Source organism: Pseudomonas sp. ENNP23 (assembly GCF_001728945.1).
In the GTDB taxonomy this organism is placed as follows: Bacteria; Pseudomonadota; Gammaproteobacteria; order Pseudomonadales; family Pseudomonadaceae; genus Metapseudomonas; species Metapseudomonas otitidis.
On the sequence record NZ_LYSP01000017.1, the window covers coordinates 1 to 24,155 of the forward strand.

The window sequence follows — 24,155 nt, forward strand, 5'->3', positions numbered from 1 at the left end:
TTGATGACTACCGCAGGAGAGGTACACCTGTAATGTGAGGAATGGCCGCTACGAGGTACTCGTGACGGCCCAAAACGGAGAGCTGAGCGGACAACCTGACCGGTTTTGATTGGCGGGTGCGTTCAAAATCGGCAGAGGTCGAAGTCGGCCGGAAATGTAGGACTACTTCAGACCATCCCTAGGCATCGACCGCTTCAATACCCGGCACTTTACCACCAGTTTGATATGTAGTTAGCAAAGCGATGCCTTTGGTGTGTGGCGGCCCAACACCAAAGGCGGCAATATCGATGTGTTCCTGCGCTTCCACGGGCAGGTCGCCGATGCGCACAGTGGGCTGTATTACAACTACTTCAGGGATTACGACCCGGAAACGGGTAGGTATGTGGAGAGTGATCCGATTGGGCTTGGTGGCGGACTCAATACATATGGGTATGTGCAGGGAAATCCAGTAAAACTCGTAGATATCCTTGGGCTGGCACCGGGAGATATGTTCGCGACTGAAGCCGAGGCTCGAGCAGATGCATCGGCCTATCAGGAAACGGTGAACAATAGTATTGATAGATGGCTTTGGGGCCGTATGGTCTACGGTTTTCGGACATTTAAAATTTCCGAGTGTTCCTGGACATACGAGGCACAAACCCCAGTACTTGTAATGGCGCCCCCAATTGGCCCTCGTGGTATTTGGAAAATTAACAAACCAGGCGTTTCCGGAAAGGCTGGAGCCAAAGATATACCAAGCTGGGCACGAGGAGAAAGACCATATAAAGGTGAGCCGGGAAAAGATTTTGCCAAGCGGTTAATGGATAAAAAATACGGAGAGGGCAACTGGAGTTACGGCCCAGGCTCTGAGTACAATCAAATTAAAAAATGGGGCGACAGATTTTTTATAGACCCACAATAATCAACTCTTGGTGAACCCAATGAAAGACGTATTTATACTTCATCACACATATGGAGACTCCAATAGCGAAAGCTATAAGCTTTTAGGAGTTTTCAGGTCAAGACAAAAAGCAAATTCAAAAATCCGAGAATATGCAAAACTACCTGGGTTTATAGATTTCCCTGATGGATTCACTGTAACTAGATACACGCTTGACGAATCGCACTGGTTAGATGGCTTTGGGTCTGAAAAACTGGACGAAATTGAGGATAAAAACTGAAATAGTTACGATACAGCTTTCAAAAACCAGCAATTATAGAAACTCCTCGTCGTGTGCGAGACTCTCGACAAACATGAGAAAACTAGCCCTGCAACCGCCCATCCTACTCTCCTAACTTCATTGTCACTCCGGTTGGAACAGTATATCCGGTGCCGCAAGGTGCAGTAGGTCCCCGACCGGTAATTAATCAAAGCGGAAATATTACCGGGGCAGCATTTGTCGGGGGAAATGGTGGGAGTAATAGGCAAGTAACCACCATGAGGATAATGAATGCCACACAACCCAAGGGTAATAGCCCTGGATATCCGGATGGGTATATCCGATATACAAATTCGGCCAGTCCACGCCCCCAAGGTGTTGACCCTGTAACGGGAAAAACCTTACCCAATACTGCAGGCCACTATCCAATCGACTAGGGGGTAACAATGAAATCCTACTTAATAACTCTGGAAAACAAGCGCATAACAGATGTGTATAACGATAGTGAGTTAACAGGCTTCTTATTTGAAGACACCTCAAAGCTATCCATATTCAACAAGCACAAACTGTCGTCGAGCAATCCAAAAAATCTAATTGGCGAAAAAATTGAATCAATTGCGGAGAGCGAAAAAATGGTTCGACTGGAACTCAAGGGGGGCGCATATATAGAGATATACCTAGACAGCCCATCTTGGACAGGGCCAGAGGCAATCGAATTGGTCTTGCCTGACGGAAAAATAATTATTTGGAACTAGGAATGATCTGAAGTAGCCCGGTATTTTTTACTACCCCAGCACCTACCGTTTTTAAAGCAGGGGAGTCAAACGACTAGATCATCCGCTCACTTCAGTAATTTAGCCGCCGCGAGCACCTCGCGGTGGCTACTCCCTGTATTACAGGCTCACCTCCCCCTTATTCGCCAGCAAAACCCCGCGCCTGGCCACCAACCAGAGCGGCAACCTGGTGTGGAGCTGGCAGAGCGATGCCTTTGGAGTGGGGCAGCCGAATAACCACGGCAGCACCATCGACGTGATCCTGCGCTTCCCCGGGCAGGTCGCCGATGCGCACAGTGCGCTCTACTACAACTACTTCAGGGATTACGACCCGAAGACGGGTAGGTATGTGGAGAGTGATCCGATTGGGTTGGCCGGCGGGCTGAACACCTACGGGTATGTTCTAGGCAATCCGCTTGGCTATAGTGATTCGTTAGGGCTAGCAACTACAGTTATTTATACTTCAGATGGCATTGACCATACTGCAGTACACATTACAAACCCTCGCGGCAAGGAAATGCTATATGACCCCAACGGAGGTTATAGGTACTATGAGTGTGACCCGTGCAGTCAGGGTCAGAGGTACCTAACCAATCCAGGCCCTGTATTTGAAGATGATGAAGCAGATCTGAATAAATACCTTAACCACCCAGGAGAATACGGACCCAATACGAAAACGTATACATTCAACACAACACCAGAAGAGGAAGAAGAAATAGCCAGAAGAATACTGGGAATGCCAACTCCGGGAGCCCTTAGTTGTGCACGGCACACATCCTTGGTCATACACGGAATTGGCCCTTTTAATAGACTTGTACCTACGCAATTACCCTGGAGACTGGCCGATCAGCTTGAAAATTTGAAAGGGAAATAACTTGAAACAGAGCACATACCGATACTTGACGCTTGGTTGCTTACTGCTCGTGATTTCATTATTTATATGGATCTTCATACCCTCTCGAATTGAGAGACATCCATACAATGATGGTTATCGACTCGCATTCTTGATCACGCTCACCTTGCTGACGCTATGGTCATCTTCAGAGCCTCAAAAAAAACGACGACACTCCATACTTTTCAGTATTCTCATCGGATATACCTCATCGCTATCAGGCTATATTTTTGCATATTCTTTACTGTATAGCGGATTCTTTTCAGCCGAGGGCGCAAGCCTCGTACTGGAAAGGCTATCGGGTAGCCCCCCCAAGTACATTTACGAAACCATGGTCTATGTCTTAATCATTGGCGACTGGATTTACGGAGCTATTTTTTGGGGCGCCACATATCTTTTAAATTCCATAATCGAGAAACAATCCGCCAAATAATTTTTATTCACGAATATACGCACTAGGTTCTGTACGAAAAGTACTGCCGCAGGCATCGCAGCGTGCAAGCCAGCGTGACCATTGCGGCAAAACTCCTGGCGAGCTTGTCGTAACGGGTGACAATTCTCCGGTTTTCTTTTAGCCAGCCAAACATTCGCTCAATGATATTCCGCTGCCGGTATTTCGGACGATCAAACAGTCGGGGTAGCCCTGGCTTGGGTTTGCGCTTCATGGCGCGCTGCGGAATCACCGGCTGCATGCGGTAGCGGTCGCAGTACTGGCGCAGATGCTCGGCATCGTAACCTTTGTCTGCCAGTAACCAACGGCAGCGCTTACGAGGCCGTCCCGACTTTCCGGGGATACGTACCTGATCCAAGAGTGGCTGAGCATGGCCAATGTCGCTGGCCTGCCCAGGTGACAGCATGAAGCGGAGAGGTATCCCGTTGGCATCGCAGATCAGGTGAATCTTGGTGGTTAGGCCGCCTCGGCTACGTCCCAATGCATGATCTGCCGGTTCTTCTGGCCCCCTTTTTCCCGGCGCCAGAAGAGGCTCGGGTTGCACGCACCGCGGTGGAGTCGATCATCCACGTATCCAGGTCGATCAGGCCTTCCTGATTCAACCGGACGTGCAATCGCTCAAGTACCCGGTTAAACGTGCCGTCGTCTCGCCAGTCACGGAACCGTTGATAAACCGTCGACCACGGGCCGAAACGTTCCGGCAGATCACGCCAGGCGGCTCCGGAGCAGAGAATCCAGAAGATGCCGTTGAGCACCAGCCGATCATCACTTCGAGGTCGGCCCATCTTCTGTTCCGGGGCAACCAGATCCTTGATCAACTCCCAGCCTGCATCCGGGAGTTCGTAGCGCCTTGCCATATGGGACTCCAGCCAATCATGGCGGCGATTCTACCTGCACCGACTTTTCGTACAGAACCTAGCCCCCATCACCAAGTGCTCGACGACTCCAGTCCCCGGCGACCAACAGAAACCGCAAACGTCTAACTTGTTCAGCCACGCCCACAGAAGCGCCACCACCTCCGCCAACCCTATAACCAATCGATCTGAACCGAACGCACATTCTCCTGTCGGACCCCTATGCACCTTTGCGGTGCACCCTCCCCAACGGACACACCGGTAAGGAACTATGTGCGGCATTTCTGGAGAACTACGTTTCGATAACCGACCCGCCGACCTGGCTGCGGTCGAACGCATCACCCACCACATGGCCCCACGCGGGCCGGATGCCTGGGGTTTCCACAGCCAGGGACCGGTCGCCCTCGGCCACCGTCGGCTGAAGATCATGGACCTGTCCGACGGCTCTGCCCAACCCATGATCGAGCCCGACCTGGGGCTGGCGATCAGCTTCAACGGCGCGATCTACAACTTCCCCGAACTGCGCGAAGCGCTGCAGGCGCTGGGCTACCACTTCCGCTCCAGCGGCGACACCGAGGTGCTGGCCAAGGCCTGGCATGCCTGGGGCAAGGACATGCTGCCGCGCCTCAACGGCATGTTCGCCCTGGCGATCTGGGAGCCTGGCAGCCAGCGCCTGTTCCTCGCCCGCGACCGCCTCGGCATCAAGCCGCTGTACCTGTCCTGCACCGGCGAGCGCCTGCGCTTCGCCTCCAGCCTCCCGGCCCTGCTCAAGGGCGGCGACATCGACGGCAGCCTCGACCCCGAGGCGCTGAACCACTACCTCAGCTTCCACGCCGTGGTGCCGGCACCGCGCACCCTGGTCAAGGGCATCGAGAAACTGCCGCCCGCCACCTGGCTGATGGTCGACGCCCAGGGCAACCGCGACCAGGCCACCTGGTGGAGCCTCGCCTACGGCCACGATGCCGACGAGGCCGGGCTGGAACTGGCGGACTGGCGCGACCGCCTGCTGGCGAGCCTGCGCGAGACCGTTTCCATCCGCCAACGCGCCGCCCGCGACGTCGGCGTGCTGCTCTCCGGCGGGGTGGATTCCAGCCTGCTGGTGGGCCTGCTGGCCGAAGCCGGCGTGAAGGACCTGCTGACCTTCTCCATCGGCTTCCAGGACGCCGGGGGCGAGCGTGGCGACGAGTTCGAGTACTCCGACCTCATCGCCCGCCACTACGGCACCCGCCACCACCAGTTGCGCATCGGCGAGCACGAGATCATCGAGCAGTTGCCGGCCGCCTTCCGCGCCATGAGCGAGCCGATGGTCAGCCACGACTGCATCGCCTTCTACCTGCTCTCCCGCGAGGTGTCCCGGCACTGCAAGGTGGTGCAGAGCGGCCAGGGCGCGGATGAACTGTTCGGCGGCTACCACTGGTACCCGCCGCTGGTGGACAGCCGCGACCCGTTCGCCACCTACCGCAACGCCTTCTTCGACCGCAGCCACGCCGAGTACCGCGACACGGTGATGCCCGCCTGGCAGACCGGCGACCTGGCCGGCGACTTCGTCCGCGAGCACTTCGCCCGCCCCGGCGCCGACGACCCGGTGGACAAGGCCCTGCGCCTGGACAGCACCGTGATGCTGGTGGACGACCCGGTGAAGCGGGTCGACAACATGACCATGGCCTGGGGCCTGGAAGCCCGCGTGCCGTTCCTCGACTACCGCGTGGCCGAGCTGTCGGCGCGCATCCCGTCGCGCTTCAAGCTGGGCGATGGCGGCAAGCAGGTGCTCAAGGAAGCGGCCCGCCAGGTCATCCCCCACGCCGTGATCGACCGGCCCAAGGGCTACTTCCCGGTGCCCGGCCTCAAGCACCTGCAGGGCCGCACCCGCGACTGGGTGCGCGAGCTGCTGCTGGACGGCGGCAACGACCAAGGGCTGTTCAACCGCGCCAGCCTGGAACGGCTGCTGGCCCACCCCGAGGAGGACCTCACCCCGCTGCGCGGCTCGCGCCTGTGGCAACTGGCGGCCCTCAACCTCTGGCTCAACGAACAGGGAATCTAAGGAGAGAGACATGAAAGCCCACACCGGCCAGCCCTACCTGCACAGCCAGCGCCTGATGCGCGGCCAGGCCCCCTCCTACGAGCGCCTGCAGGCACGCCTGGCGGAAGAACACCAGACGCCCCCGGAAGACCCGGTGCAGATGCTGCACTGCGGCTGGGGCCGCCTGCTGCTCGGCCACACCTATGCCGACCCGGCCAGCCTGGCCCGGGAGCTGCTGGCCGAAAGCCCCGGCGAGCGCGACATCGCCCTCTACGTCGCCGCGCCCCAGCAGGTGCTGGCCCAGGCGCCGCAGCAACTGTTCCTCGACCCCTCCGACACCCTGCGCCTGTGGTTCACCGATTACCGCCCGGCGCGCCGTGCCTTCCGCGGCTTCCGCATCCGCCGGGCCCACAGCGACGAGGATTGGCAAGCCATCAACCAGCTCTACCGCAGCCGCGCCATGCTGCCCGTGGAACCGACCGCCATCACCCCGCGCCACCTGGGCGGGCCGGTCTACTGGCTGGCCGAGGACCCCGCCAGTGGCCAGGTGGTGGGCAGCGTGATGGGCCTCAATCACCGCAAGGCATTCCAGGACCCGGAAGGCGGCTCCAGCCTCTGGTGCCTGGCCGTGGACCCGCAATGCGCCCGACCCGGCGTGGGCGAGGCGCTGGTGCGTCACCTGGTGGAGCACTTCATGAGCCGGGGCCTGGCCTACCTCGACCTGTCGGTACTGCACGACAACCGCCAGGCCAAGGCGCTCTACGCCAAACTCGGCTTCCGCGACCTGTCCACCTTCACCATCAAGCGCAAGAACGGCATCAACCAGCCGCTGTTCCTCGGCCCCGGCCCGGAGCAGACCCTCAACCCCTACGCCCGCATCATCGTCGACGAGGCCCACCGGCGCGGCATCGAAGTGCGCGTGGACGATGCCGCCGCCGGCCTCTTCACCCTCAGCCAGGGTGGCCGCAGCGTGCGCTGCCGCGAGTCGCTGTCGGACCTGACCAGCGCCGTGAGCATGACCCTCTGCCAGGACAAGACCCTCACCCACCGCGCCCTCGCCCGGGCCGGCCTCAACCTCCCCGCCCAGCGCCTGGCCGGCAGCCGCGAAGAGAACGCCGCGTTCCTCGCCGAGCACGGCACCCTGGTGGTCAAGCCGGTGGATGGCGAACAGGGCCAGGGCGTCGCCGTCGGCCTGCGCCGCATCGAGGACGTCGAGGCCGCCATCGCCGAAGCCCGCCGCTACGACAGCCGCGTGCTGCTGGAGAGCTGCCACGAGGGGATGGACCTGCGCATCGTGGTGATCGGCTTCGAGGTGGTGGCCGCCGCCCTGCGCCGCCCCGCCGAAGTGGTCGGCGACGGCCAGCGCAGCATCCGCGCCCTGATCCAGGCCCAGAGCCGCCGGCGCCAGGCCGCCACCGGCGGCGAAAGCCGCATCCCGCTGGACGCGGAGACCGAGCGCACCCTGCGCGACGCCGGGCACGGCTATGACGACGTGCTGCCCGCCGGCCAGCGCCTGGCCGTGCGCCGCACCGCCAACCTGCACACCGGCGGCACCCTGGAGGACGTCACCGGCATCCTCCACCCGGCCCTGGCCGATGCCGCCCTGCGCGCCGCCCGCGCGCTGGACATCCCCGTGGTGGGGCTGGACCTGCTGGTCCCCGCCGCCGACCAGCCCGACTACGTCTTCATCGAAGCCAACGAACGGGTCGGCCTGGCCAACCACCAGCCGCAACCTACCGCCGAACGCTTCGTCGACCTGCTGTTCCCGCTCAGCCGCCAACCGGGCACCCCCTGAACGTGCCGGCCGCCGGCCCCACCGCCGCCCCGGCCCGCGCCCCCCCACAGAGGAGCCACCATGAGCCAGACGCTTCCCGACCCCGACCTCGCCTACCTGCAGAAGGTGCTGCTGGAGATGCTCGCCATTCCCAGCCCCACCGGCTTCACCGACACCATCGTGCGCTACGTCGCCGAACGCCTGGATGAGCTGGGCATCCCCTTCGAACTGACCCGCCGAGGCACCATCCGTGCCACCCTCGCCGGCCGCCAGAACAGCCCCGACCGCGCCGTCGCCGCGCACCTGGACACCATCGGCGCCATCGTCCGCCAGGTGAAGGACAACGGCCGCCTGGCCCTTGCGCCGGTGGGCTGCTGGTCCAGCCGCTTCGCCGAGGGCAGCCGGGTCAGCGTGTTCACCGAGAGCGGGGTGATCCGCGGCAGCGTGCTGCCGCTGCTGGCCTCCGGCCACGCCTTCAACACCGAGGTGGACAGCATGCCCATCAGTTGGGACCACGTAGAGCTGCGCCTGGACGCCTACAGCTCGACCCGCGCCGATTGCGAGTCCCTGGGCGTGTCCGTCGGTGATTTCGTCGCCTTCGACCCGCTGCCGGAGTTCACCGAGAGCGGCCACATCAGCGCCCGTCACCTGGACGACAAGGCCGGCGTCGCCGCCCTGCTCACCGCCCTCAAGGGCATCCGCGAGGCGCGGCTGGTGCCGCCCATCGACTGCCACCCGCTGTTCACCATCACCGAGGAGATCGGCTCCGGGTCCGCCGGCGCCCTGCCCTGGGACGTCAGCGAATTCGTCGGCATCGACATCGCCCCCGTTGCGCCCGGCCAGCACTCCAGCGAGCACGCCGTCAGCGTCGCCATGCAGGACTCCTCCGGTCCCTACGACTACCACCTCTCCCGGCACCTGCTGAAGCTGGCCGAGCAGAACGCCGTGGCAGTTCGTCGCGACCTGTTCCGCTACTACCACAGCGACGCGCAGTCGGCGATCGCCGCCGGCCACGACACCCGCGCCGCCCTCCTGGCCTTCGGCTGCGACGCCACCCACGGCTACGAGCGCACCCACATCGACAGCCTGGAGGCCATGACCCGCCTGCTCGGCGCCTACCTCATGAGCCCGCCGGTGTTCGCCAGCGACGCCGATACCGCCCAGCACTCCCTGGAGCCATTCAGCCACCAACTGGAGCACAGCGCGCAGATGGAGAACGACACCCGCGTACCGACCGTCGGAAGCCTCATAGGCAAGGGCGATAACGACGCTTGAAGACCACCGCGCATACGGGCAAAGTGCCAGGCCACAGGCGATAACAACGATGGGATCAACGGATGCCTCGCCTCTGTCTGGCGCTTCTGCTCCTGTGCGTCATCGGACCGGTCTGGGCGCTGCAGGGCGCCCCTCTCGACCGTGATGAACTACGCCTGTCCCTGAGCCCCTTCGCCGCCTACCTCGAAGACCCCGATGGCAGCCTCGCACCCGATCGGGTCCGCCATCTGCCCGACGAGGCCTTCACCCCTGTCCACGGCGAACACGCCAACCTGGGCAAGAACGCCTCGGTGTGGTGGTTCAAGGTCCGCCTGGTCAACAGCCGTCCGCATCCGGTGGCCGGCTACCTGGAAGTCAACTACCCGCTGCTGGATCACATCCGCCTGTATGCCTACGGCCCCGACGACCGTATCAGCGTGCAGGAAACCGGCGACAGCTTCGCCTTCGCCCAGCGCCCGGTGCAGGTGCGCAACTTCTGGTTCCCCCTGGAGGTGCAGCCGGGGGTCAGCACCGTGCTGCTGCGGGTGGAGAGCACCAGCACGCTGTTCCTGCCGCTGTTCTTCAGCACCCACGGCGCCAGTGCCGCGGCCCAGGAAAACTTCATGGGGTTCAACGGCGCCTTCTACGGTGTGCTGTTCGCCATGTTCTTCTACAACCTGTTCCTCTACCTCTCGCTGCGCGAGTCCGCCTACCTCTGGTACCTGGCCTACAACCTCAACGTCGGCCTGCTCGCCGCCTGCTTCGACGGCATGCTGTTCAAGCTGCTGCCCGAACATGTCGCCCTGCAATCGGTGAGCATCTACATCCTCATGTACCTGCACTGCCTCACCGCCGTGCAGTTCAGCCGTTATTTCCTCCACGCGCGCGCCTACTTCCCGCGTCTGGACAACTGCCTGCGCGGCGCCATGCTGTTCATCCTGCTGGCCTTCGTATCCGCCCCGCTGGTGGGCCTGCCGGCCTGGAACATCCTCGCCAGCCTCACCCTCCTGGCCGTGTCCCTGCTGCTGCTGGCAACCGGCATCTACGTCTGGCGGCGCGGCGTGCGCTACGGCTCCTACTACACCCTGGCCTGGGGGGTCATGCTGTTCGCCTTCATCCAGGCCACCACCGGCTCCCTGGGCGTGGAGGTGCTGGGCATCTTTGGCGCCACGGCAGTGAAGATCGGCGTCACCATCGAGCTGATCACCCTGTCCATCGGCCTCGCCGACCGCATCAACACCCTCAAGGAAGAAGGCTACCGCTCGCGCCAGGCCGCCGAGCAGGCCCACGTCGAGAGCCGCGCCAAGAGCCGCTTCCTGGCCAAGATGAGCCACGAGATCCGCACCCCGCTCAACGGCGTGCTGGGCATGCTGCACCTGCTGAAGGACACCTCGCTGGACCGCACCCAGCGCTTCTACGTCGACACCATCTCCAGCTCGGGAACCGCGCTCATGGCCGTGATCAACGACATCCTCGACTACGCCCGCATCGAATCCGGCAAGCTGACCCTGGAGCACATCGAGTTCGACCTGGAGCAACTGGTCTCCGACGCCCTCAGCCTGTTCACTGCCCAGGCCCTGGACAAGCGTCTGCGCCTCTACGTCAGCCTGGAGAACGGCGTGCCCCGGCGCATCCAGGGCGACCCCACACGACTCAAGCAGATCCTCATGAACCTGCTGAGCAACGCCCTCAAGTTCACCGCCGAAGGCCACGTCGCCCTCAACGTCAGCTGCCGCAACAACAGCCTGGGCAAGCCACGCCTGGTGTTCGCCATCAGCGACAGCGGCATCGGCATCGGCACCGAATCCCTCTCCCACCTGTTCGACTCCTTCGCCCAGGGCGACTCCAGCACCACCCGCCGCTACGGCGGCAGTGGCCTGGGCCTGGCCATCAGCAAGGAGCTGGTGGAGATGATGGGCGGCCGCATCGAAGTGCAGAGCACCCCCGGCCAGGGCACCCGGTTCTCCTTCGACCTGCCCCTGCAAGCCGTGGAGGAAACCGACGAGCTGCCGGCCCTGCTGAATGGCCGTACCGCCCTGCTCACCTCCCTCGACGGCCTTGGCCTGGACACCCTGGGCCGCCTGCTGGGCCGCTGGGGCATGCGTACCGAGCGCTGCCAGGACCCGGAACGCCTGCAGGACTACCTGGAAGACTTCACCGTGCCACCGCTGCTGGTGCTGATGGCGCCCTGGCCGGGCAGCGTCGCCCATTGGCTCGACAGCCTGCGACCCAGCCTCGCCAAGGGCCAGCGCGTGCTGCTGCTGTGTCCGCCCGAGCAGTGCCAGAACCTGCCCCCCAGCGACGGCCTGCAGCTTCTGGCCATGGCCCAGCCGCTGGCGGTGCTGCCGCTGCGCCAGATTCTGCTCGACTTCTACAGCGAACACCCGGCCATGCCCGCACCGCCCCCCGCGCCTCAGCACCCTGAGCCCGACCGCGCGCCCTGCGTGATGGTGGCCGAGGACAACCCGGTGAACCAACTGGTGGTGCAGAACTTCCTCAAGCGCCAGGGCTACCGGGTGCGCACCGTGGCCAACGGCGTGGCCGCCGTGGCCGAGTACGAGCGTGACCCGCAGGGCATCTCGCTGATCCTGATGGACTGCGAGATGCCGGAAATGGACGGCTTCGAGGCCACCCGCCGCATCCGCGTACTGGAGCGCAACCGTCACCTGGCCCCGGTGCCCATCATCGCCCTCACCGCGCACATCTTCGACGAGCACCGCGAAGCCGGCGCCGCAGCCGGCATGGACGACTTCCTCGGCAAGCCCCTCGACGCCCACCAGCTCTACGCCACCCTGGACCACCACCTGGCGCGCCAGCGCGTGCAAGACGAGAGCTGAACGCCCGCAGGTGCTACGATCGCGCCCCCGCTCCACGAGGCCCACCCATGCTCATCCCCCATCACCTGCTGGAACCCGAGACCCTGACCCGGCTGATCGAGGACTTCGTCACCCGCGACGGCACCGACAACGGCGACGAGACCCCGCTCGACACCCGCGTCGCCCGCGTGCGCAAGGCCCTGGAGAAGAAGCAGGCGGTCATCCTCTTCGACCCCGACAGCCAGCAATGCCAACTGATGCTGCGCAGCGAAGTGCCCAGGGAACTGCTGGTGGAAGACGAGGACGAGTGATGCGCCGGCTCAACCACCTCTCCCCGGGCTGAAGCCGATCACGGGCGTGCGGCCAGGAGCCCCCGTAGCCTGGGCTTCAGCCCAGGGCCACGCCGGTATCTCCGGTGAAATGCCCAGGTGAAGCGCCGGCTCACTTCTTCCCGGGCTGAAGCCCGGGCTACGGGCGATCACGCCCCGCGTCGCTGGGAGGATGAGTTCGTTCCTAGAGGTTTGCGCCATTGGCCGGGTGCACGATCACCGTGGCGGTGATGCCGGCGGCCAGGAGCACGCCCTCGGGCACCTTGTCGATGTGGATGCGCACCGGCACCCGCTGGGCCAAGCGCACCCAGTTGAAGGTGGGGTTCACGTCGGCCACCAGCTCACGGCTCTGGGGGTTGTCGCGGTCGTAGATGGCGCGGGCGATGCTCTGCACGTGGCCTTCCAGGCGCTCGCCGCTCATCAGTTGCAGCTCCGCCGGGTCGCCCACGGCGATGTGCGGCAGCTTGGTTTCCTCGAAGTAGCCGTAGACCCAGTAGGACGCCTCGTCCACCACCGCCAGCTTGGCCTCGCCGATGCGCGCGTAGTCGCCGGCGTGCACGGTCAGGTTGGTCACGTAGCCGTCCACCGGTGCGCGCACGTCGGTACGGGCCAGGTTCAGCCGGGCCGCCTCCAGGTTGGCCTGGGCCTGCTGGTAGTCCGCCTCGGCGGCCAGCGCGGTGTTGCTGGCGTCGTCCAGGCTCTCGCGGGAGACCACCTGCTCGTCCATCGCCGCGCGGCGGTGGGCGCTGAGCCGGCGCATGTCCAGCACCGCCTTGCGGGCGTTCACCTGGGCTTCGGCCTGCTTCACCGCCAGGCGGTAGTGCTCGGGGTCGATACGCATCAGCAGGTCGCCCTTCTTCACCCGCTGGTTGTCGGCCACCGGCACCTCCACCACCACGCCGGACACATCCGCCGCGACGTTGATGATGTCGGCGCGCACGCGGCCGTCGCGGGTCCAGGGGCTGTCCATGTAGTTCACCCAGAGGGTGCGGCCGATGAACACGGCCAGGAGCAGGACGAGAAGGGTCGCCAGCAGGCTGAAGACGGATTTGAGGGTCATGGTGGGCTCGATCAACGGTAGACGAACAACGAAAGCCCGCCGAACAGGCAGGCGAACAGGCTCACCCGGAACAGCACCGGGTGCCAGGCGAAGCGGTACAGGCCGGCGGCGGCCAGCACCCGGTCCAGGGCCCAGCAGGCCAGCGCGGTGGCGATGAACAGCAAGGTCAGGGTCGGCATGTAGACGCCGTGGAAGGCGATCTCGCGGGGCAGGCTGTCAGGCAGCATGGGCAGGCGCTCCGGCAGGGGCGGACCCGCGCAGGGGCGACTGCGGGTCCAGCAGGGAGGTACGGATGAAGTGCAGGTAGCTGAGCACGCGGCGCAGGCGGGACTGCTCGAAGTCGGCGCCGCCGGGTTCCTCGGTGGCGCGCACGGCGTCGATGGCCTGTTCCACCGCCAGCCGGGCCCGCTCCAGGTTGCCCGGCCCCGGCTTCATGAACAGCCGCGCCAGGGCCCGGCCCATGGCCCGCACGGCCTGGCGCCAGGGCTGGTCCTCGGCGTAGCACGGCGCCGCCGGCAGCAACGCCTGCTCGCGGCGCAGTTCCAGCACCGCGTGGCCCACCTCCAGCACCTGGAAGGTCCAGCGCAGCAGGCCGCGCTGCACCTCGGGCCGCCCGCTGGCGACGCCGTAGGCCTGGTTGAGCAGGTCCCGCGTGCCGCTGTCGAACGCCGCCGGCAGCAGCTCGCCGCGCTCGCTGGTGGCCAGCACCACGCGCTGGCGCAGGTCGCGCTCCAGGCGCCGCCAGAGCCAGGCACTGGTGGGCGGCAGGATCACCGCCGTGACCACCGCCGCCAGGGCCTGGGCGAGGATCAGCGCCAGGTACTCGTTGAGCATGCGCCCCGGGTCGTAGACCGTGAGGTTGGCCGGGATCGCGCCGAAGCTGAAGAACACCAGCAGCCCCAGGCCGTAGCCCGCCCACTGCGGGCGCACCGAGAGGAAGGCGCCGAAGGCGAACACCGGCGCCACCGCCAGGGCCAGCAGCGGGAAGCCGTCCAGGTGCGGCAGCACGAAGAAGGTCACGGTGAAGCCGAGGATGGCCGCCAGCACCGTGCCCATGGCCATCTGCATCGCCATCCGCGCCGGGTTGGGCGCCGCCGAGACCAGTGCCGCCACGGCGGCGGCGTTGAGCACGAAGCTGCTGCCGCTGGGCCAGGCGGTCTCGATCCAGAACAGGCCGAACACCAGCACCATCAGCGCGGTGCGCGCCCCGGCCACCAGCGCCGCCAGGGAGCTGGCCTTGGCGGCGAAGGACGGCTTCCAGTTCTCCCGCGCGTGGCGGTGGGACGCCAGGGATGCATGGGTGCGGGTGTAGCCCTGCAGCTCATCGGCGAAGCGGTAGAGCAGTTCGGCGGCGGTGTCGAAGTCCAGCCGCTGGGCCTCGTCGGCACCGGCGGCGAGCAGCCGGGCGCGGGCATCGCGGATGCGCTGCTTGAGCTGCTGGCGGCGGTCTTCCAGGCGCTCGGCCAGGGCCAGGGCGTCCTGGTCGGTGAGCGGGCGCTCGCGCCAGGGCCCGAGCACCTCGCGCACGCCGGCCAGGCACGGCTCCAGGGCCTGCAGCACGGTGCCGTCGCCCTGGGCCCGCAGCCGTGCGAGCAACTGGTGCAGGGCGTGGTAACGGGTGGTCAGGGCCATGAACTCGCTGTTCAGGCGAGACAGCCGGCCGCTGCGCAGGCGCATGTGCGGGTCCTCGAAGCCGGTGGCGCTGCGCAGCGCCTCCAGCCCCACCGCCTGGCTGGCGAAGGCCACGCTGGCCGCCTCGAAGCGCTGGCGGTCGCCGCCGTCCAGGTGCTCCAGGACGAACGCAGCGAACGCACCGAAGCGCTGGTACAGGGCGTTGCGCATGGCCGCGCTGGAGGTCTGCGGGAGGATCAGCGCGCTCACCAGGCTGGCGCAGCCGATGCCCAGGGCGATCTCCAGGATGCGCCACAGCGCCTGCATGAACGCCGCCTCCGGGTGGGTGGTGGCGGGCAGCCCGATGAGGGTGGCGGTGTAGCCGGCCAGCACGCAGGCGTAGGAGCGGAAGTCGCGGTAGCGGGTCGCGCCCACGGTGCACAGGCCGATCCACAGCGAGGACACCAGTAGGAACAGCACCCGCTCCTGGGCGAACAGGGCGATCAACGCCACCATCACCGTCAGCCCCACCAGGCTGCCGAGGATGCGGTAGAAGCCCTTCGCCAACACCTGGCCGCTCTGCGGCTGCATGACGATGAACACCGTGATGGTCGCCGTGCTCGGCTGCGGCAGCTCCAGGCGCATGGCCAGCCACAGGGTGACCAGCGCCGCCAGCAGCACCTTGCCGATGTAGACCCAGGTGACGCCGTCGCTGCGCGCCCATTCGAAGAAGGCCCGGCGCCAGGCCTCGGCATCCGGCAGGCGCAGGCCGCCGTGGGAGGCGGCCATCAGCGTGCCTCCGGGGTGCGCAACGGCACCCGCTCGGGCAGCAGGTGGGCGTCGTCCGGCGCCTGGTCCGGCTCACCCAGGCCGCCACCGAGGGCGATCACCAGGCCGGCGTGGGCCGCCAGGCGACCGGCGTGGACCTGCTGCGCCACCTCCTGCTGCTGGAACAGGCGGGTCTGGGCGTTGAGCACGTTGAGGTAGTCGGTCAGCCCACCCTGGTAGGCCTGGGTGGCCAGTTCGTAGGTGTGCTGCGCGGCGGCCACCGAGTCATCGGCCAGCTGCTGCTGGCGGGCCAGGCTGCGCACGCGGATGAGTTGGTCGGACACGTCCCGCAGGGCCTGCACCAGGGTGCCGTTGTAGCGCGCCACGGCCGCGTCGTAGGACGCCGAGGCTTCGCCCAGCAGGGCCCGGCGCCGGCCACCGTCGAAGATCGGCAAGGACAGCGCCGGGCCGATGCCGTAGTTGAATTTCTGCCCCCGGAGGAACTCCAGCATGCCGCCGCCCACGGCGTTGTAGCCGACGCTCGCCACCAGGTCGACGTTGGGGTAGAAGTCGGCCTCCGCCGCGTCCACCCCGCGTGCTTCGGCGGCCACCTGCCAGCGGCTGGCCACCAGGTCCGGGCGGTGCCCCAGCAGCTCCACCGGCAGGCGCGCCGGCAGGCCCGGCTGGGCCGCCAGGGACAGGCTCGGGCGGCGCAATTCGGCCGCCGCCCCCGGGCCCTTGCCGGCCAGGGCCGCCAGCTGGTTGCGGCTGAGGGCGATGGCCTCCTCCACCGCTTCCAGGCGGCGGCGGGTCTCCGGCAGCGGCACCTCGGCCTGGCTCACCTCGAACTGGGTGCCGAGGCCCCCGGTCAGGCGCCGCCGGGCCAGGTCGAGAATGGCCTGCTGCTGGTCCAGCAGCGCCTGGGCGATGTCCCGCTCGGCGTACTGCAGGGACAGCTGCACGTAGGCGCGCACCACGTTGCCCTCCAGCTCCAGCTGGGCCATGCGGGCCTGGGCGGCGCTCATGCGGGCGAGGTCCTGGTAGTGCTCGGCGATGCTGGACTCGCGCCCCCAGAAGTCGAAGGCGTAGCTCAACCCCAGAGCGGCGTCGTTGTTCCAGGTGGTGGTGCGGGCCAGTTCGCCGGGGCCGTAGAAATAGTCCGTGGGCCAGCGGTGGCGGCTGAGGGACGCCTTGGCGTCGACCTGGGGCGACTCCACCGCCTCGGCGGCACCGGCCAGGGAGGCGGCCATGCGCACCCGCGCGCGGGCCTCGGCGAGGCTCGGGCTGCCGGCCAGGGCCTGGTCGATCCAGGCGTCCAGTTGCGGGTCGCCGAAGGCCTGCCACCAGCGCTGCCGGGGCCAGCCGGCATCCTGCCCGGCCTGGACGATGGCGGCGTCCAGTTGCAGGTGGTCGGGGGCCAGGCGTTGTTCGGAGGGGGCGATGCCCTGGGTGGAAAGGCAACCGGCCATTGTTGAAAAAATGACAACGGTGCTGGCGGACCTCAGTCCTCTGGCGAGACGACGCGGCACGGTGGGCTGTCCTGGGATGGTGTGGCTGGATTGGAGCGGAGAGCAGGCACCGACGGGTGCCCGGTGGAGCAGATTCTAGGGATCGGCCCGCACCGGCATAAGCGGGGCATTCGGTGAATGACTATTACCGGATCAGTAACAATCCGCCGACCCGGCCGCGTGATAATGGCGCCCCCAGCCCTCACCCCGAGCCGCCCCATGGACACCCTGCAGACCATGCGCGCCTTCAGTTGCGTCGCCGACACCGGCAGCTTCACCGCCGCCGCCCAGCAGTTGGGCACCACCACCGCCAACATCTCCCGCGCCGTGGCCCACCTGGAACGCCACCTGAAGGCGCGCCTGCTCAACCGCACCACCCGGCGCATCGCCCTGACCGAAGCCGGCCAGCGCTACCTGCTGCGCTGCCAGCAGATCCTCGCCTACGTGGAAGAGGCCGAAGCGGAGGCCGGCGACGCCCATGCGCGCCCTGCCGGGCGGCTGCGGGTGCACTCCATGAACGGCATCGGCCAGCACTACGTGATCCGCGCCATGGCCGGCTACCGCCAGCAATACCCCGACGTGAGCCTCGACCTGACCCTGGCCAACCGGGTGCCGGACCTGCTGGACGAAGGGCTGGACGTGGCCATCGTGGTCGCCACCGAGCTGCCCGACTCGGGGCTGGTGTCCCAGCGCATCGGCGCCACCTACAGCATCCTCTGCGCCTCCCCCGGCTACATCGCCGAGCGTGGCGCCCCGCGCACCCCGGCGGAACTGGCCCAGCACGAGTGCCTGCTGCTGATCAGCCCGGTGATGCCCTTCGACCGCTGGCACTTCGTCGGCCCCGACGGCGAACAGATGATCACCCTCGGCAACCCCAGCTTCCAGGTGAACGTGGGCGATGCCATGACCGAGGCCATCCGCTCCGGCATGGGCATCAGCGTCCTGCCGCTGTACTCGGCCATGGACGGACTGCGCGACGGCTCCCTGGTACCGGTGCTGCCCCACTACCGCCTGCAGTGCCTGAACATCTACGCGCTCTACCCCTCGCGCCAGTACCTGGACGCGAAGATCAGGACCTGGGTGACCTACCTGCGCGAGACCCTGCCCGACGCGCTGCAGGCCGACGAGGTGGAGCTGGCCGGGATTCGCGCCCGCGCCGGTTGAGCGGCGCGGGCGACGGGCTCAGGCGCCCGCCTTCTCCAGCACCAGGTCCGGCGCGGCGGCGGGCTTGAGCAGGGCGTAGAGCACAGCGGTGAGCAGGCTGCCGGCGACGATGGCCAGCAGGTACGGCAGCACCTGGTTGATGGCGTTGGGGATGAGCAGCACGAACAGCCCGCCGTGGGGCGCCATCAGCTTGCAGCCGAAGTACATGGACAACGCCCCGGTGAGCGCACCGCCGGCGATGCTGGCCGGGATGACCCGCAACGGGTCCTTGGCCGCGAAGGGAATCGCCCCCTCGGAGATGAAGCACAGCCCCAGCACCAGCGCCGCCTTGCCCGCCTCCCGCTCGCTCTGGGCGAACTTGCGCCGTGCCAGCAGGCAGGCCAGGCCCAGGCCGATGGGCGGCACCATGCCGGCGGCCATGGTGGCGGCCATCGGCGCATAGCTCTGGGACGCCAGCAGCCCCACCGAGAAGGCGTAGGCAGCCTTGTTGATCGGCCCGCCCAGGTCCACGCACATCATCCCGCCCAGCAGCACGCCGAGGAGGATGGCGTTGGTGGCGCCCATGCCGTCGAGGAAGCGGGTCAGCGCGGCGAGCATACCGGCCACCGGCGTGCCCACCACGTAGATCATCACCAGCCCGGTCACCAGGCTCGCCAACAGCGGGATGATCAGGATCGGCTTCAGCGCCTCCAGGCTCTGCGGCAGGTGCAGCCAGCGGTTGATGGCGCGGGCGCAGTAGCCGGCGATGAAACCGGCGACGATGCCACCGATGAAGCCCGCCCCCAGGGTGCCGGCCAGCAGCCCGCCGATCATCCCCGGCGCCAGGCCCGGCCGGTCGGCGATGGAATAGGCGATGTAGCCGGCCAGCAGCGGCACCATCAGCTTGAAGGCGGTGTCGCCGCCGATCTGCATCAGCGCGGCGGCCAGGGTGCCCTGCTCCTTGAAGGCCTCGATGCCGAAGACGAAGGACAGGGCGATCAGCAGGCCCCCCGCCACCACCATCGGCAGCATGAAGGACACGCCGGTGAGCAAGTGCTTGTACAGGCCCTTGGCCTCGCCGCCCTTCTCCACCGGTGCAGGGCCGGAGGAGGCCTCCGCCTGCAGCTCGCGGGCCTCGGCCAGGGCGCGCTCCAGGGTCGCCTCGGCCTGCTTGAGGGCCACGCCGGTGCCGCAGCGGTAGACCCGCTTGCCGGCGAAGCGCGCCAGGTCCACCTCGATGTCGGTGGCCAGCAGCACCACGTCGGCACGGGCGATGGCGTCCGCCGGCAGCGGATCACGGGCGCCCACCGACCCCTGGGTTTCCACCAGCAGGTCGTAGCCCAGGCGCTGGGCGGCCTGCTTGAGGGCCTCGGCGGCCATGAAGGTGTGCGCCACCCCGGTCGGGCAGGCGGTCACCGCCACCAGGCGCGGCCGCTGGACACGGGCGCCGACCTCGGAGGGCTCGCGCAGGGCCGCGCGGGCCTCGGCGCGGCGCAGGAAATGCTCGGGGGCCTGCAGCGCCTCCACCGGGCTGGAGAGGAACACCCGCTTGCCGCTGAAGCGCGACAGGTCCACCTCGCCGGTGGCCACCACCAGCACCCAGTCGGCGGCGGCCAGGTCGGTGGCGGACAGCGGCGCCCCGCCGGGCATCTCCACGCAGGTGCTCCAGCCCAGGCGGCGGGCGGCGGCGTCCAGCAGGCGGGCGCTGATCAGGCTGGTGACGGCCCCGTTGGGGCACGCCGTGACTAGGGCGAGTTTCATCGCGGGACCTCATGCTGTGCGGGGGCATCGACCAGGGTGACGGCGCCTTCCAGCGCGGCCAGTTGGACCCGGTCGTGAATGCCGAAACCGATCTGAGTGACGGCCAGGGCGGCAATGGCGGTGGAGTGGCGCAGGGTCTGCTGCGGCGACCAGCCGCTGAGCAGGCCGTGCAGCATGCCGGCCAGCAGCGAATCCCCGGCGCCGACGGTGCTCGCCACCTGCACCCTGGGCGGACGGGCTGCCAACACCCCGCCCGGGTTGAACCAGCGCACCCCGTCGGCGCCCAGGGACAGCACCAGGTGCTCGATGCCCGCCGCGTGCAGGCGCTGGGCCTCCGCGGCCTGGGCGGCGGCGTCATCCAGGGGGTGGCCGCAGGCGTCCGCCAGCTCCTCCTGGTTCGGCTTCACCAGCCAGGGCGCGCAGTCGAGCCCGGCCCGCAGCGCCGCGCCGCTGGTGTCCAGCGCCACCCGGGCACCCAGCCCGCGCAGGCGCTGCAGCAGCGTCCGCAGCCAGTCCGGGTCCACGCCCCGGGGCAGGCTGCCGGCCACCACCACCAGGTCGTGGCCCGGCACCAGGCTGTCCAGCCGCTCCAGCAGCGCAGCCCTGGCGGCCGCGTCGACTTCGGGACCGGGGCCGTTGATGTCGGTGATGCGGCCGTCGTCCTCGGCCAGCTTCAGGTTGCTGCGGGTCTCCCCGTCGACGCGGACGAAGGCATCGTGGAAGCCGCGCCGGGCGAACAGCGCCTCGAACGGCTGGGCATTGTCGGCACCGAGGAAGCCGGCCACCGACAGGCTGTGGCCGAGGTCGGCCAGCACCTGGGCCACGTTGAGGCCCTTGCCGGCGGCGTGGGCCACCAGCGCATCGCCGCGGTTCACTGCGCCCGGCACCAGTTGGCGCAGGCGCAGGGTGAGGTCCAGCGCGGGGTTGAGGGTCAGGGTGAGAATGCGTGCCATCAGAATCGCTCCGCCAGTTCGCGCACGGCTTCGGCGCTTTCGGCCTGCAGGGCCACGGCTGCCAGCTCCTGGGCGGCCGCCTGGCTCATGGCGCGGATGCGCGCCTTGATTTCCGCAATGCTGCGTGCGGACACGCTCAGCTCGTCCACCCCCAGCCCCACCAGCAGCGGCACCGCCAGCGGGTCGGAGGCCAGTTCGCCGCACACGCCGACCCACTTGCCGTGGGCATGGGCGGCGCGCACGGTCATGTCGATCAGTTGCAGCACCGCCGGGTGCAGCCCATCGGCCTGGGCGGACAGGGTCGGGTGGCCACGGTCGATGGCCAGGGCGTACTGGGTCAGGTCATTGGTGCCGATGCTGAAGAAGTCCACCTCGCGGGCCAGCACCGGCGCCAGCAGGGCGGCGGACGGCACCTCCACCATGATCCCCAGCTGCACGTCGGCATGGGGCAGCTCGTCCAGCAGCTCACGGGCCATGTCCCGCGCCTGGCGCCACTCGCCGACGCTGCCGACCATGGGGAACATGATGCGCAGCGGCCGGCCCTCGGCGGCCTGCAGCAGCGCGCGCAGTTGGGTGCGCATCACCTGCGGGCGCTGCAGGGTCAAACGCACGCCGCGCAGGCCAAGGAAGGGGTTCTCCTCGGTGGGGATGGGCCAATAAGGCAACGGCTTGTCGCCGCCCACGTCGAGGGTCCGCGCCACCAGCGGGCGCCCGTCCAGGGCGTCGAACACGCGGCGGTAGTCGGCCTCCTGGGTGGCCAGGTCGGGGGCCTGGGCGTGGGCCATGAAGATGAATTCGGTGCGCAGCAGGCCGATGCCTTCTGCCCCCTGGGCCACGGCCGCAGCGGCGCCCTGGGCGTCACCCAGGTTGGCGCAGACCTCCACTGCGTGGCCGTCGCGGGTCACCGCCGGCTCCAGCTTGTGGGCCTCGGCCTCGCGCAGCAGGCGTTCGCGTTCGCTGCGCTCCTGGCGGGCACGCTCCAGCAGCGCCGCCTCGGGTTCCACCACCAGGCGCCCTCGCCCGCCGTCCAGCAGCAGCATGGCGCCCGGCGCCAGGTCCAGCACCCGCGCACCCGCACCCACCAGCGCGGGGATGCCCAGCGCCCGCGCGACGATGGCGCTGTGGGAGGTGGCGCCACCCCGGGCGGTGAGGATGCCGGCGACCCGCTCGCGGTCCAGGCGGGCCACGTCCGAGGGGGCCATTTCGTCCAGCACCAGCACGTAGGGCTCGCGGGGCTCGGGCACCTCCTCCACGCCGCACAACTGGGCCAGCACGCGCCGGCCGACGTCGCGCAGGTCGGCAGCACGCTCGGCCAGCAACGCATCCTGCAGAACCTCCTGCTGGCGGGCCGCCTCGCCGATGACCGCATTCCAGGCGGCGGCGGCACTCTCGCCACGGGCCAGGCGCGCATCCACGTCCTCCACCAGGGAGGGGTCGGCGAGCATTTCCAGATGGGTGACGAAGATCTCGCGGATGGCCTTGACCTCGCTGCGCGCCACCAGCGCCTCGATCTCGCCCCGCACCTGGGCCAGGGCCTGCTCCAGGCGCTGGCGTTCCTGCGCCGGGGACTGGCCCCGGGCCGGGTAGTCGAAGGCCCGCGCCACGCGGACATGGGCCGGGCCGATGGCGATGCCGGGGGACGCCGACACGGCCGCCAGCACCTCGCCGGGCTGCGGTGCGGTGGGCTCGGCGACTGGAGCCTCGGGTGCTTCCGAGGGTGCCTCGGGTCGCGCTGCATCCAGCGGCTCAACGCTTTCGCCGAGCCCGGCCAGGATGGCATCACGCAGGGCTGGCAGGGCCTCATCGGCAATCGCCGGTTCGGCCAGCAGCTCCAGCACCTGGCCACGGCGCACACCCAGTGCCAGCAGTTTGCTCAGGCTGCGAGCGCTGACGGCGGGCTGGCCGCTGTCGGCGACACGGATGCGGATTTCCCCGGCAAAGGCCTTGGCCGCCAGGGCCAGCTCCTTGGCGGGGCGGGCATGCAGGCCGTGGGCGTTGGCCAGGGGCACGCGCAGGCTCGGCCAGTCGGCGATGGAGTCACCGCCGAGGGTTTCCAGCAGCGCACGACTGGAGACGGCGTGCACGATCTCGCCGCCGCGCCCTTCCACCAGCAGGCTGCAGAGGCGCTCCAACAGGGCCTGGTGGGCATCCCCCAGGCTCGCCAGGCAGAACAGGCCGGCCAGGGGCTGGCCCTGGTACTGCAGGGCCGCCGCCGGGGCGACGAAGGCCAGGCCAGGCCGCTCCACGGCCTGGTCGGTGTCCAGCCACCAGAGGCCGTCGCCCAGGGGCAGCGGCTCGCGCTGCAGCAGGGCTGCCGCGAAGCCCTTGTCGACGCAGCCGGCGCGACGCAGCAGGCGGGCGCCTTGCAAGGCCAGTTCGTCGAGGTCTTCGGCCTCGCTGCCGAGGGCGATCAACTGGTCGTCCAGCGCCAGGTCACGGGGGGCGCCCTGAAGCAGTTGGAGGATGGCCTCGGGGCTCTCGGCCGCGCGCAGGGCCTCGCCCAGCTCGCCCTCGCCGAGGGCGCGGGTCAGCAGTTGCAGCAGGCGCAGGTGCTCGTCGGACTTGGCGGCGATGCCGATGGCCAGGTACACGCGCTGGCCATCGCCCCACTCCACACCACTGGGGAAATGCAGCAGGCGCACGCCGGTGGCGTGCACCAGGTGGCGGGTCTCGGGGGTGCCGTGGGGAATCGCGATGCCCTGGCCGAGGCAGGTGGAGCCCTGCGCTTCGCGGGTCTCTAGCGCCGCCAGGTAGCCGTCGGCGGCCAGGCCGTCCGCCACCAGCCGCTGCGCCACCTGGCGCAGGGCGTCGGCCTTGTCCGACGCGGCCAGGCCCATGGACACCTGTCCGGGGGTCAGTTCGAGCATGCGTGCCTCCAAACGGGCCTCGGGGCCCTCTTGTCGTTGTGCCATCTGCATCAGCTTAGGGGTTGCCTTCCATCGCGCCCGGGCAGGTGCGTGCGGTCCGTGACCACGCCAGGCAGGACGTGGGAACATCTGGACAAGGGCCTTGCTGAATCGTTTCACTAAGCGTGGGCGGCACGGTAACC

General features: G+C 67.3%; 16 protein-coding genes and 2 pseudogenes. 10 read left to right on the plus strand and 8 right to left on the minus strand.

Going from position 1 to position 24,155, the window contains the following annotated elements:
• Window positions 1–235: 235 nt before the first annotated feature.
• The 4 genes and pseudogenes from A9G05_RS26540 to A9G05_RS28095 form a co-directional block, all read left to right on the plus strand.
• Window positions 236–901 (plus strand): annotated as a pseudogene (locus tag A9G05_RS26540) (RHS repeat-associated core domain-containing protein); the annotation flags it as partial.
• A gap of 19 nt (window positions 902–920) precedes the next feature.
• Window positions 921–1,160 carry a hypothetical protein gene (locus tag A9G05_RS27215; RefSeq protein WP_139131133.1) on the plus strand — a complete coding sequence of 80 codons (240 nt, stop codon included), beginning with the start codon at window positions 921–923 and terminating at the stop codon, window positions 1,158–1,160.
• Window positions 1,161–1,585: 425 nt separating this feature from the next.
• Window positions 1,586–1,894, plus strand: a complete 309-nt coding sequence (locus tag A9G05_RS27220; protein WP_139131134.1) for a hypothetical protein — start codon at window positions 1,586–1,588, stop codon at window positions 1,892–1,894.
• A 172-nt stretch (window positions 1,895–2,066) separates the two neighbouring features.
• Window positions 2,067–2,354: pseudogene (locus tag A9G05_RS28095) on the plus strand (RHS repeat-associated core domain-containing protein); the annotation flags it as partial.
• Between the two features lie 905 nt (window positions 2,355–3,259).
• On the opposite strand, the gene A9G05_RS26550 reads toward A9G05_RS28095, so the two are convergent.
• Window positions 3,260–4,112, minus strand: a protein-coding gene (locus tag A9G05_RS26550; RefSeq protein WP_139131135.1) for an IS5 family transposase whose coding sequence is annotated in 2 segments (ribosomal slippage) — window positions 3,260–3,764 and window positions 3,763–4,112 — 855 coding nt in all. Because the reading frame shifts where the segments join, the coding sequence is not laid out codon by codon here.
• Between the two features lie 268 nt (window positions 4,113–4,380).
• Between A9G05_RS26550 and A9G05_RS11590 the strand changes: the two genes are divergently transcribed.
• From A9G05_RS11590 to A9G05_RS11610, 5 genes are all read left to right on the plus strand, one after another.
• Window positions 4,381–6,150, plus strand: coding sequence for an N-acetylglutaminylglutamine amidotransferase (locus A9G05_RS11590; protein WP_069561125.1), 1,770 nt, complete (start codon window positions 4,381–4,383; stop codon window positions 6,148–6,150).
• Between the two features lie 10 nt (window positions 6,151–6,160).
• A complete protein-coding gene (gene ngg, locus A9G05_RS11595; RefSeq protein WP_069561126.1) occupies window positions 6,161–7,924 on the plus strand; it encodes an N-acetylglutaminylglutamine synthetase in 1,764 nt (587 codons plus the stop codon).
• Between the two features lie 60 nt (window positions 7,925–7,984).
• On the plus strand, window positions 7,985–9,178 hold the full coding sequence (locus A9G05_RS11600; protein WP_069561127.1) for an osmoprotectant NAGGN system M42 family peptidase: 1,194 nt from the start codon (window positions 7,985–7,987) through the stop codon (window positions 9,176–9,178).
• Window positions 9,179–9,240: 62 nt separating this feature from the next.
• Entirely contained in the window at window positions 9,241–11,994 is a 2,754-nt protein-coding gene (locus A9G05_RS11605) for a hybrid sensor histidine kinase/response regulator (protein ID WP_069561128.1), read from the plus strand.
• Window positions 11,995–12,041: 47 nt separating this feature from the next.
• Window positions 12,042–12,284 carry a YheU family protein gene (locus A9G05_RS11610; protein WP_044406564.1) on the plus strand — a complete coding sequence of 81 codons (243 nt, stop codon included), beginning with the start codon at window positions 12,042–12,044 and terminating at the stop codon, window positions 12,282–12,284.
• A gap of 202 nt (window positions 12,285–12,486) precedes the next feature.
• Here A9G05_RS11610 and A9G05_RS11615 read toward each other — a convergent pair whose 3' ends face one another.
• From A9G05_RS11615 to A9G05_RS11630, 4 genes are read right to left on the minus strand one after another with little or no spacing between them, the layout of a single operon-like run.
• The gene (locus A9G05_RS11615) at window positions 12,487–13,362 is read right to left on the minus strand and encodes an HlyD family secretion protein (RefSeq protein ID WP_069561129.1); all 876 of its coding nucleotides are present in this window, start codon (window positions 13,360–13,362) and stop codon (window positions 12,487–12,489) included.
• A gap of 11 nt (window positions 13,363–13,373) precedes the next feature.
• On the minus strand, window positions 13,374–13,574 hold the full coding sequence (locus A9G05_RS11620) for a DUF1656 domain-containing protein (protein ID WP_044406645.1): 201 nt from the start codon (window positions 13,572–13,574) through the stop codon (window positions 13,374–13,376).
• A 4-nt stretch (window positions 13,575–13,578) separates the two neighbouring features.
• Window positions 13,579–15,762, minus strand: coding sequence for an FUSC family protein (locus A9G05_RS11625; RefSeq protein ID WP_069561130.1), 2,184 nt, complete (start codon window positions 15,760–15,762; stop codon window positions 13,579–13,581).
• Entirely contained in the window at window positions 15,762–17,270 is a 1,509-nt protein-coding gene (locus tag A9G05_RS11630) for an efflux transporter outer membrane subunit (protein ID WP_083272550.1), read from the minus strand. The genes A9G05_RS11625 and A9G05_RS11630 overlap by 1 nt, the downstream gene beginning before the upstream one ends.
• Window positions 17,271–17,468: 198 nt before the next feature.
• Here A9G05_RS11630 and A9G05_RS11635 point away from each other — a divergent pair, with 198 nt between their 5' ends.
• Window positions 17,469–18,413, plus strand: coding sequence for a LysR family transcriptional regulator (locus A9G05_RS11635; RefSeq protein WP_069561132.1), 945 nt, complete (start codon window positions 17,469–17,471; stop codon window positions 18,411–18,413).
• An 18-nt stretch (window positions 18,414–18,431) separates the two neighbouring features.
• Here A9G05_RS11635 and A9G05_RS11640 read toward each other — a convergent pair whose 3' ends face one another.
• The 3 genes from A9G05_RS11640 to ptsP are packed head-to-tail and all read right to left on the minus strand — an operon-like array spanning window position 18,432 to window position 23,973.
• Window positions 18,432–20,153 carry a fructose-specific PTS transporter subunit EIIC gene (locus A9G05_RS11640; protein WP_069561133.1) on the minus strand — a complete coding sequence of 574 codons (1,722 nt, stop codon included), beginning with the start codon at window positions 20,151–20,153 and terminating at the stop codon, window positions 18,432–18,434.
• Window positions 20,150–21,106 carry a 1-phosphofructokinase gene (pfkB, locus tag A9G05_RS11645; RefSeq protein WP_069561134.1) on the minus strand — a complete coding sequence of 319 codons (957 nt, stop codon included), beginning with the start codon at window positions 21,104–21,106 and terminating at the stop codon, window positions 20,150–20,152. The genes A9G05_RS11640 and pfkB overlap by 4 nt, the downstream gene beginning before the upstream one ends.
• Window positions 21,106–23,973: a phosphoenolpyruvate--protein phosphotransferase gene (gene ptsP / locus A9G05_RS11650; protein ID WP_069561135.1), complete on the minus strand. Its 2,868-nt coding sequence runs from the start codon at window positions 23,971–23,973 to the stop codon at window positions 21,106–21,108. The genes pfkB and ptsP overlap by 1 nt, the downstream gene beginning before the upstream one ends.
• Between the last annotated feature and the right edge of the window lie 182 nt (window positions 23,974–24,155).

Bases quoted from the DNA above. Each gene is read 5' to 3' on its own strand.
- A9G05_RS11600 (WP_069561127.1), top strand. From the start codon at position 7,985: ATGAGCCAGACGCTTCCCGACCCCGACCTCGCCTACCTGCAGAAGGTG.
- ngg (WP_069561126.1), top strand. From the start codon at position 6,161: ATGAAAGCCCACACCGGCCAGCCCTACCTGCACAGCCAGCGCCTGATG.
- A9G05_RS27220 (WP_139131134.1), top strand. From the start codon at position 1,586: ATGAAATCCTACTTAATAACTCTGGAAAACAAGCGCATAACAGATGTG.
- A9G05_RS11605 (WP_069561128.1), top strand. From the start codon at position 9,241: ATGCCTCGCCTCTGTCTGGCGCTTCTGCTCCTGTGCGTCATCGGACCG.
- A9G05_RS11590 (WP_069561125.1), top strand. From the start codon at position 4,381: ATGTGCGGCATTTCTGGAGAACTACGTTTCGATAACCGACCCGCCGAC.
- A9G05_RS27215 (WP_139131133.1), top strand. From the start codon at position 921: ATGAAAGACGTATTTATACTTCATCACACATATGGAGACTCCAATAGC.
- A9G05_RS11610 (WP_044406564.1), top strand. From the start codon at position 12,042: ATGCTCATCCCCCATCACCTGCTGGAACCCGAGACCCTGACCCGGCTG.
- pfkB (WP_069561134.1), bottom strand. From the start codon at position 21,106: ATGGCACGCATTCTCACCCTGACCCTCAACCCCGCGCTGGACCTCACC.
- A9G05_RS11625 (WP_069561130.1), bottom strand. From the start codon at position 15,762: ATGGCCGCCTCCCACGGCGGCCTGCGCCTGCCGGATGCCGAGGCCTGG.
- ptsP (WP_069561135.1), bottom strand. From the start codon at position 23,973: ATGCTCGAACTGACCCCCGGACAGGTGTCCATGGGCCTGGCCGCGTCG.
- A9G05_RS11640 (WP_069561133.1), bottom strand. From the start codon at position 20,153: ATGAAACTCGCCCTAGTCACGGCGTGCCCCAACGGGGCCGTCACCAGC.
- A9G05_RS11635 (WP_069561132.1), top strand. From the start codon at position 17,469: ATGGACACCCTGCAGACCATGCGCGCCTTCAGTTGCGTCGCCGACACC.
- A9G05_RS11615 (WP_069561129.1), bottom strand. From the start codon at position 13,362: ATGACCCTCAAATCCGTCTTCAGCCTGCTGGCGACCCTTCTCGTCCTG.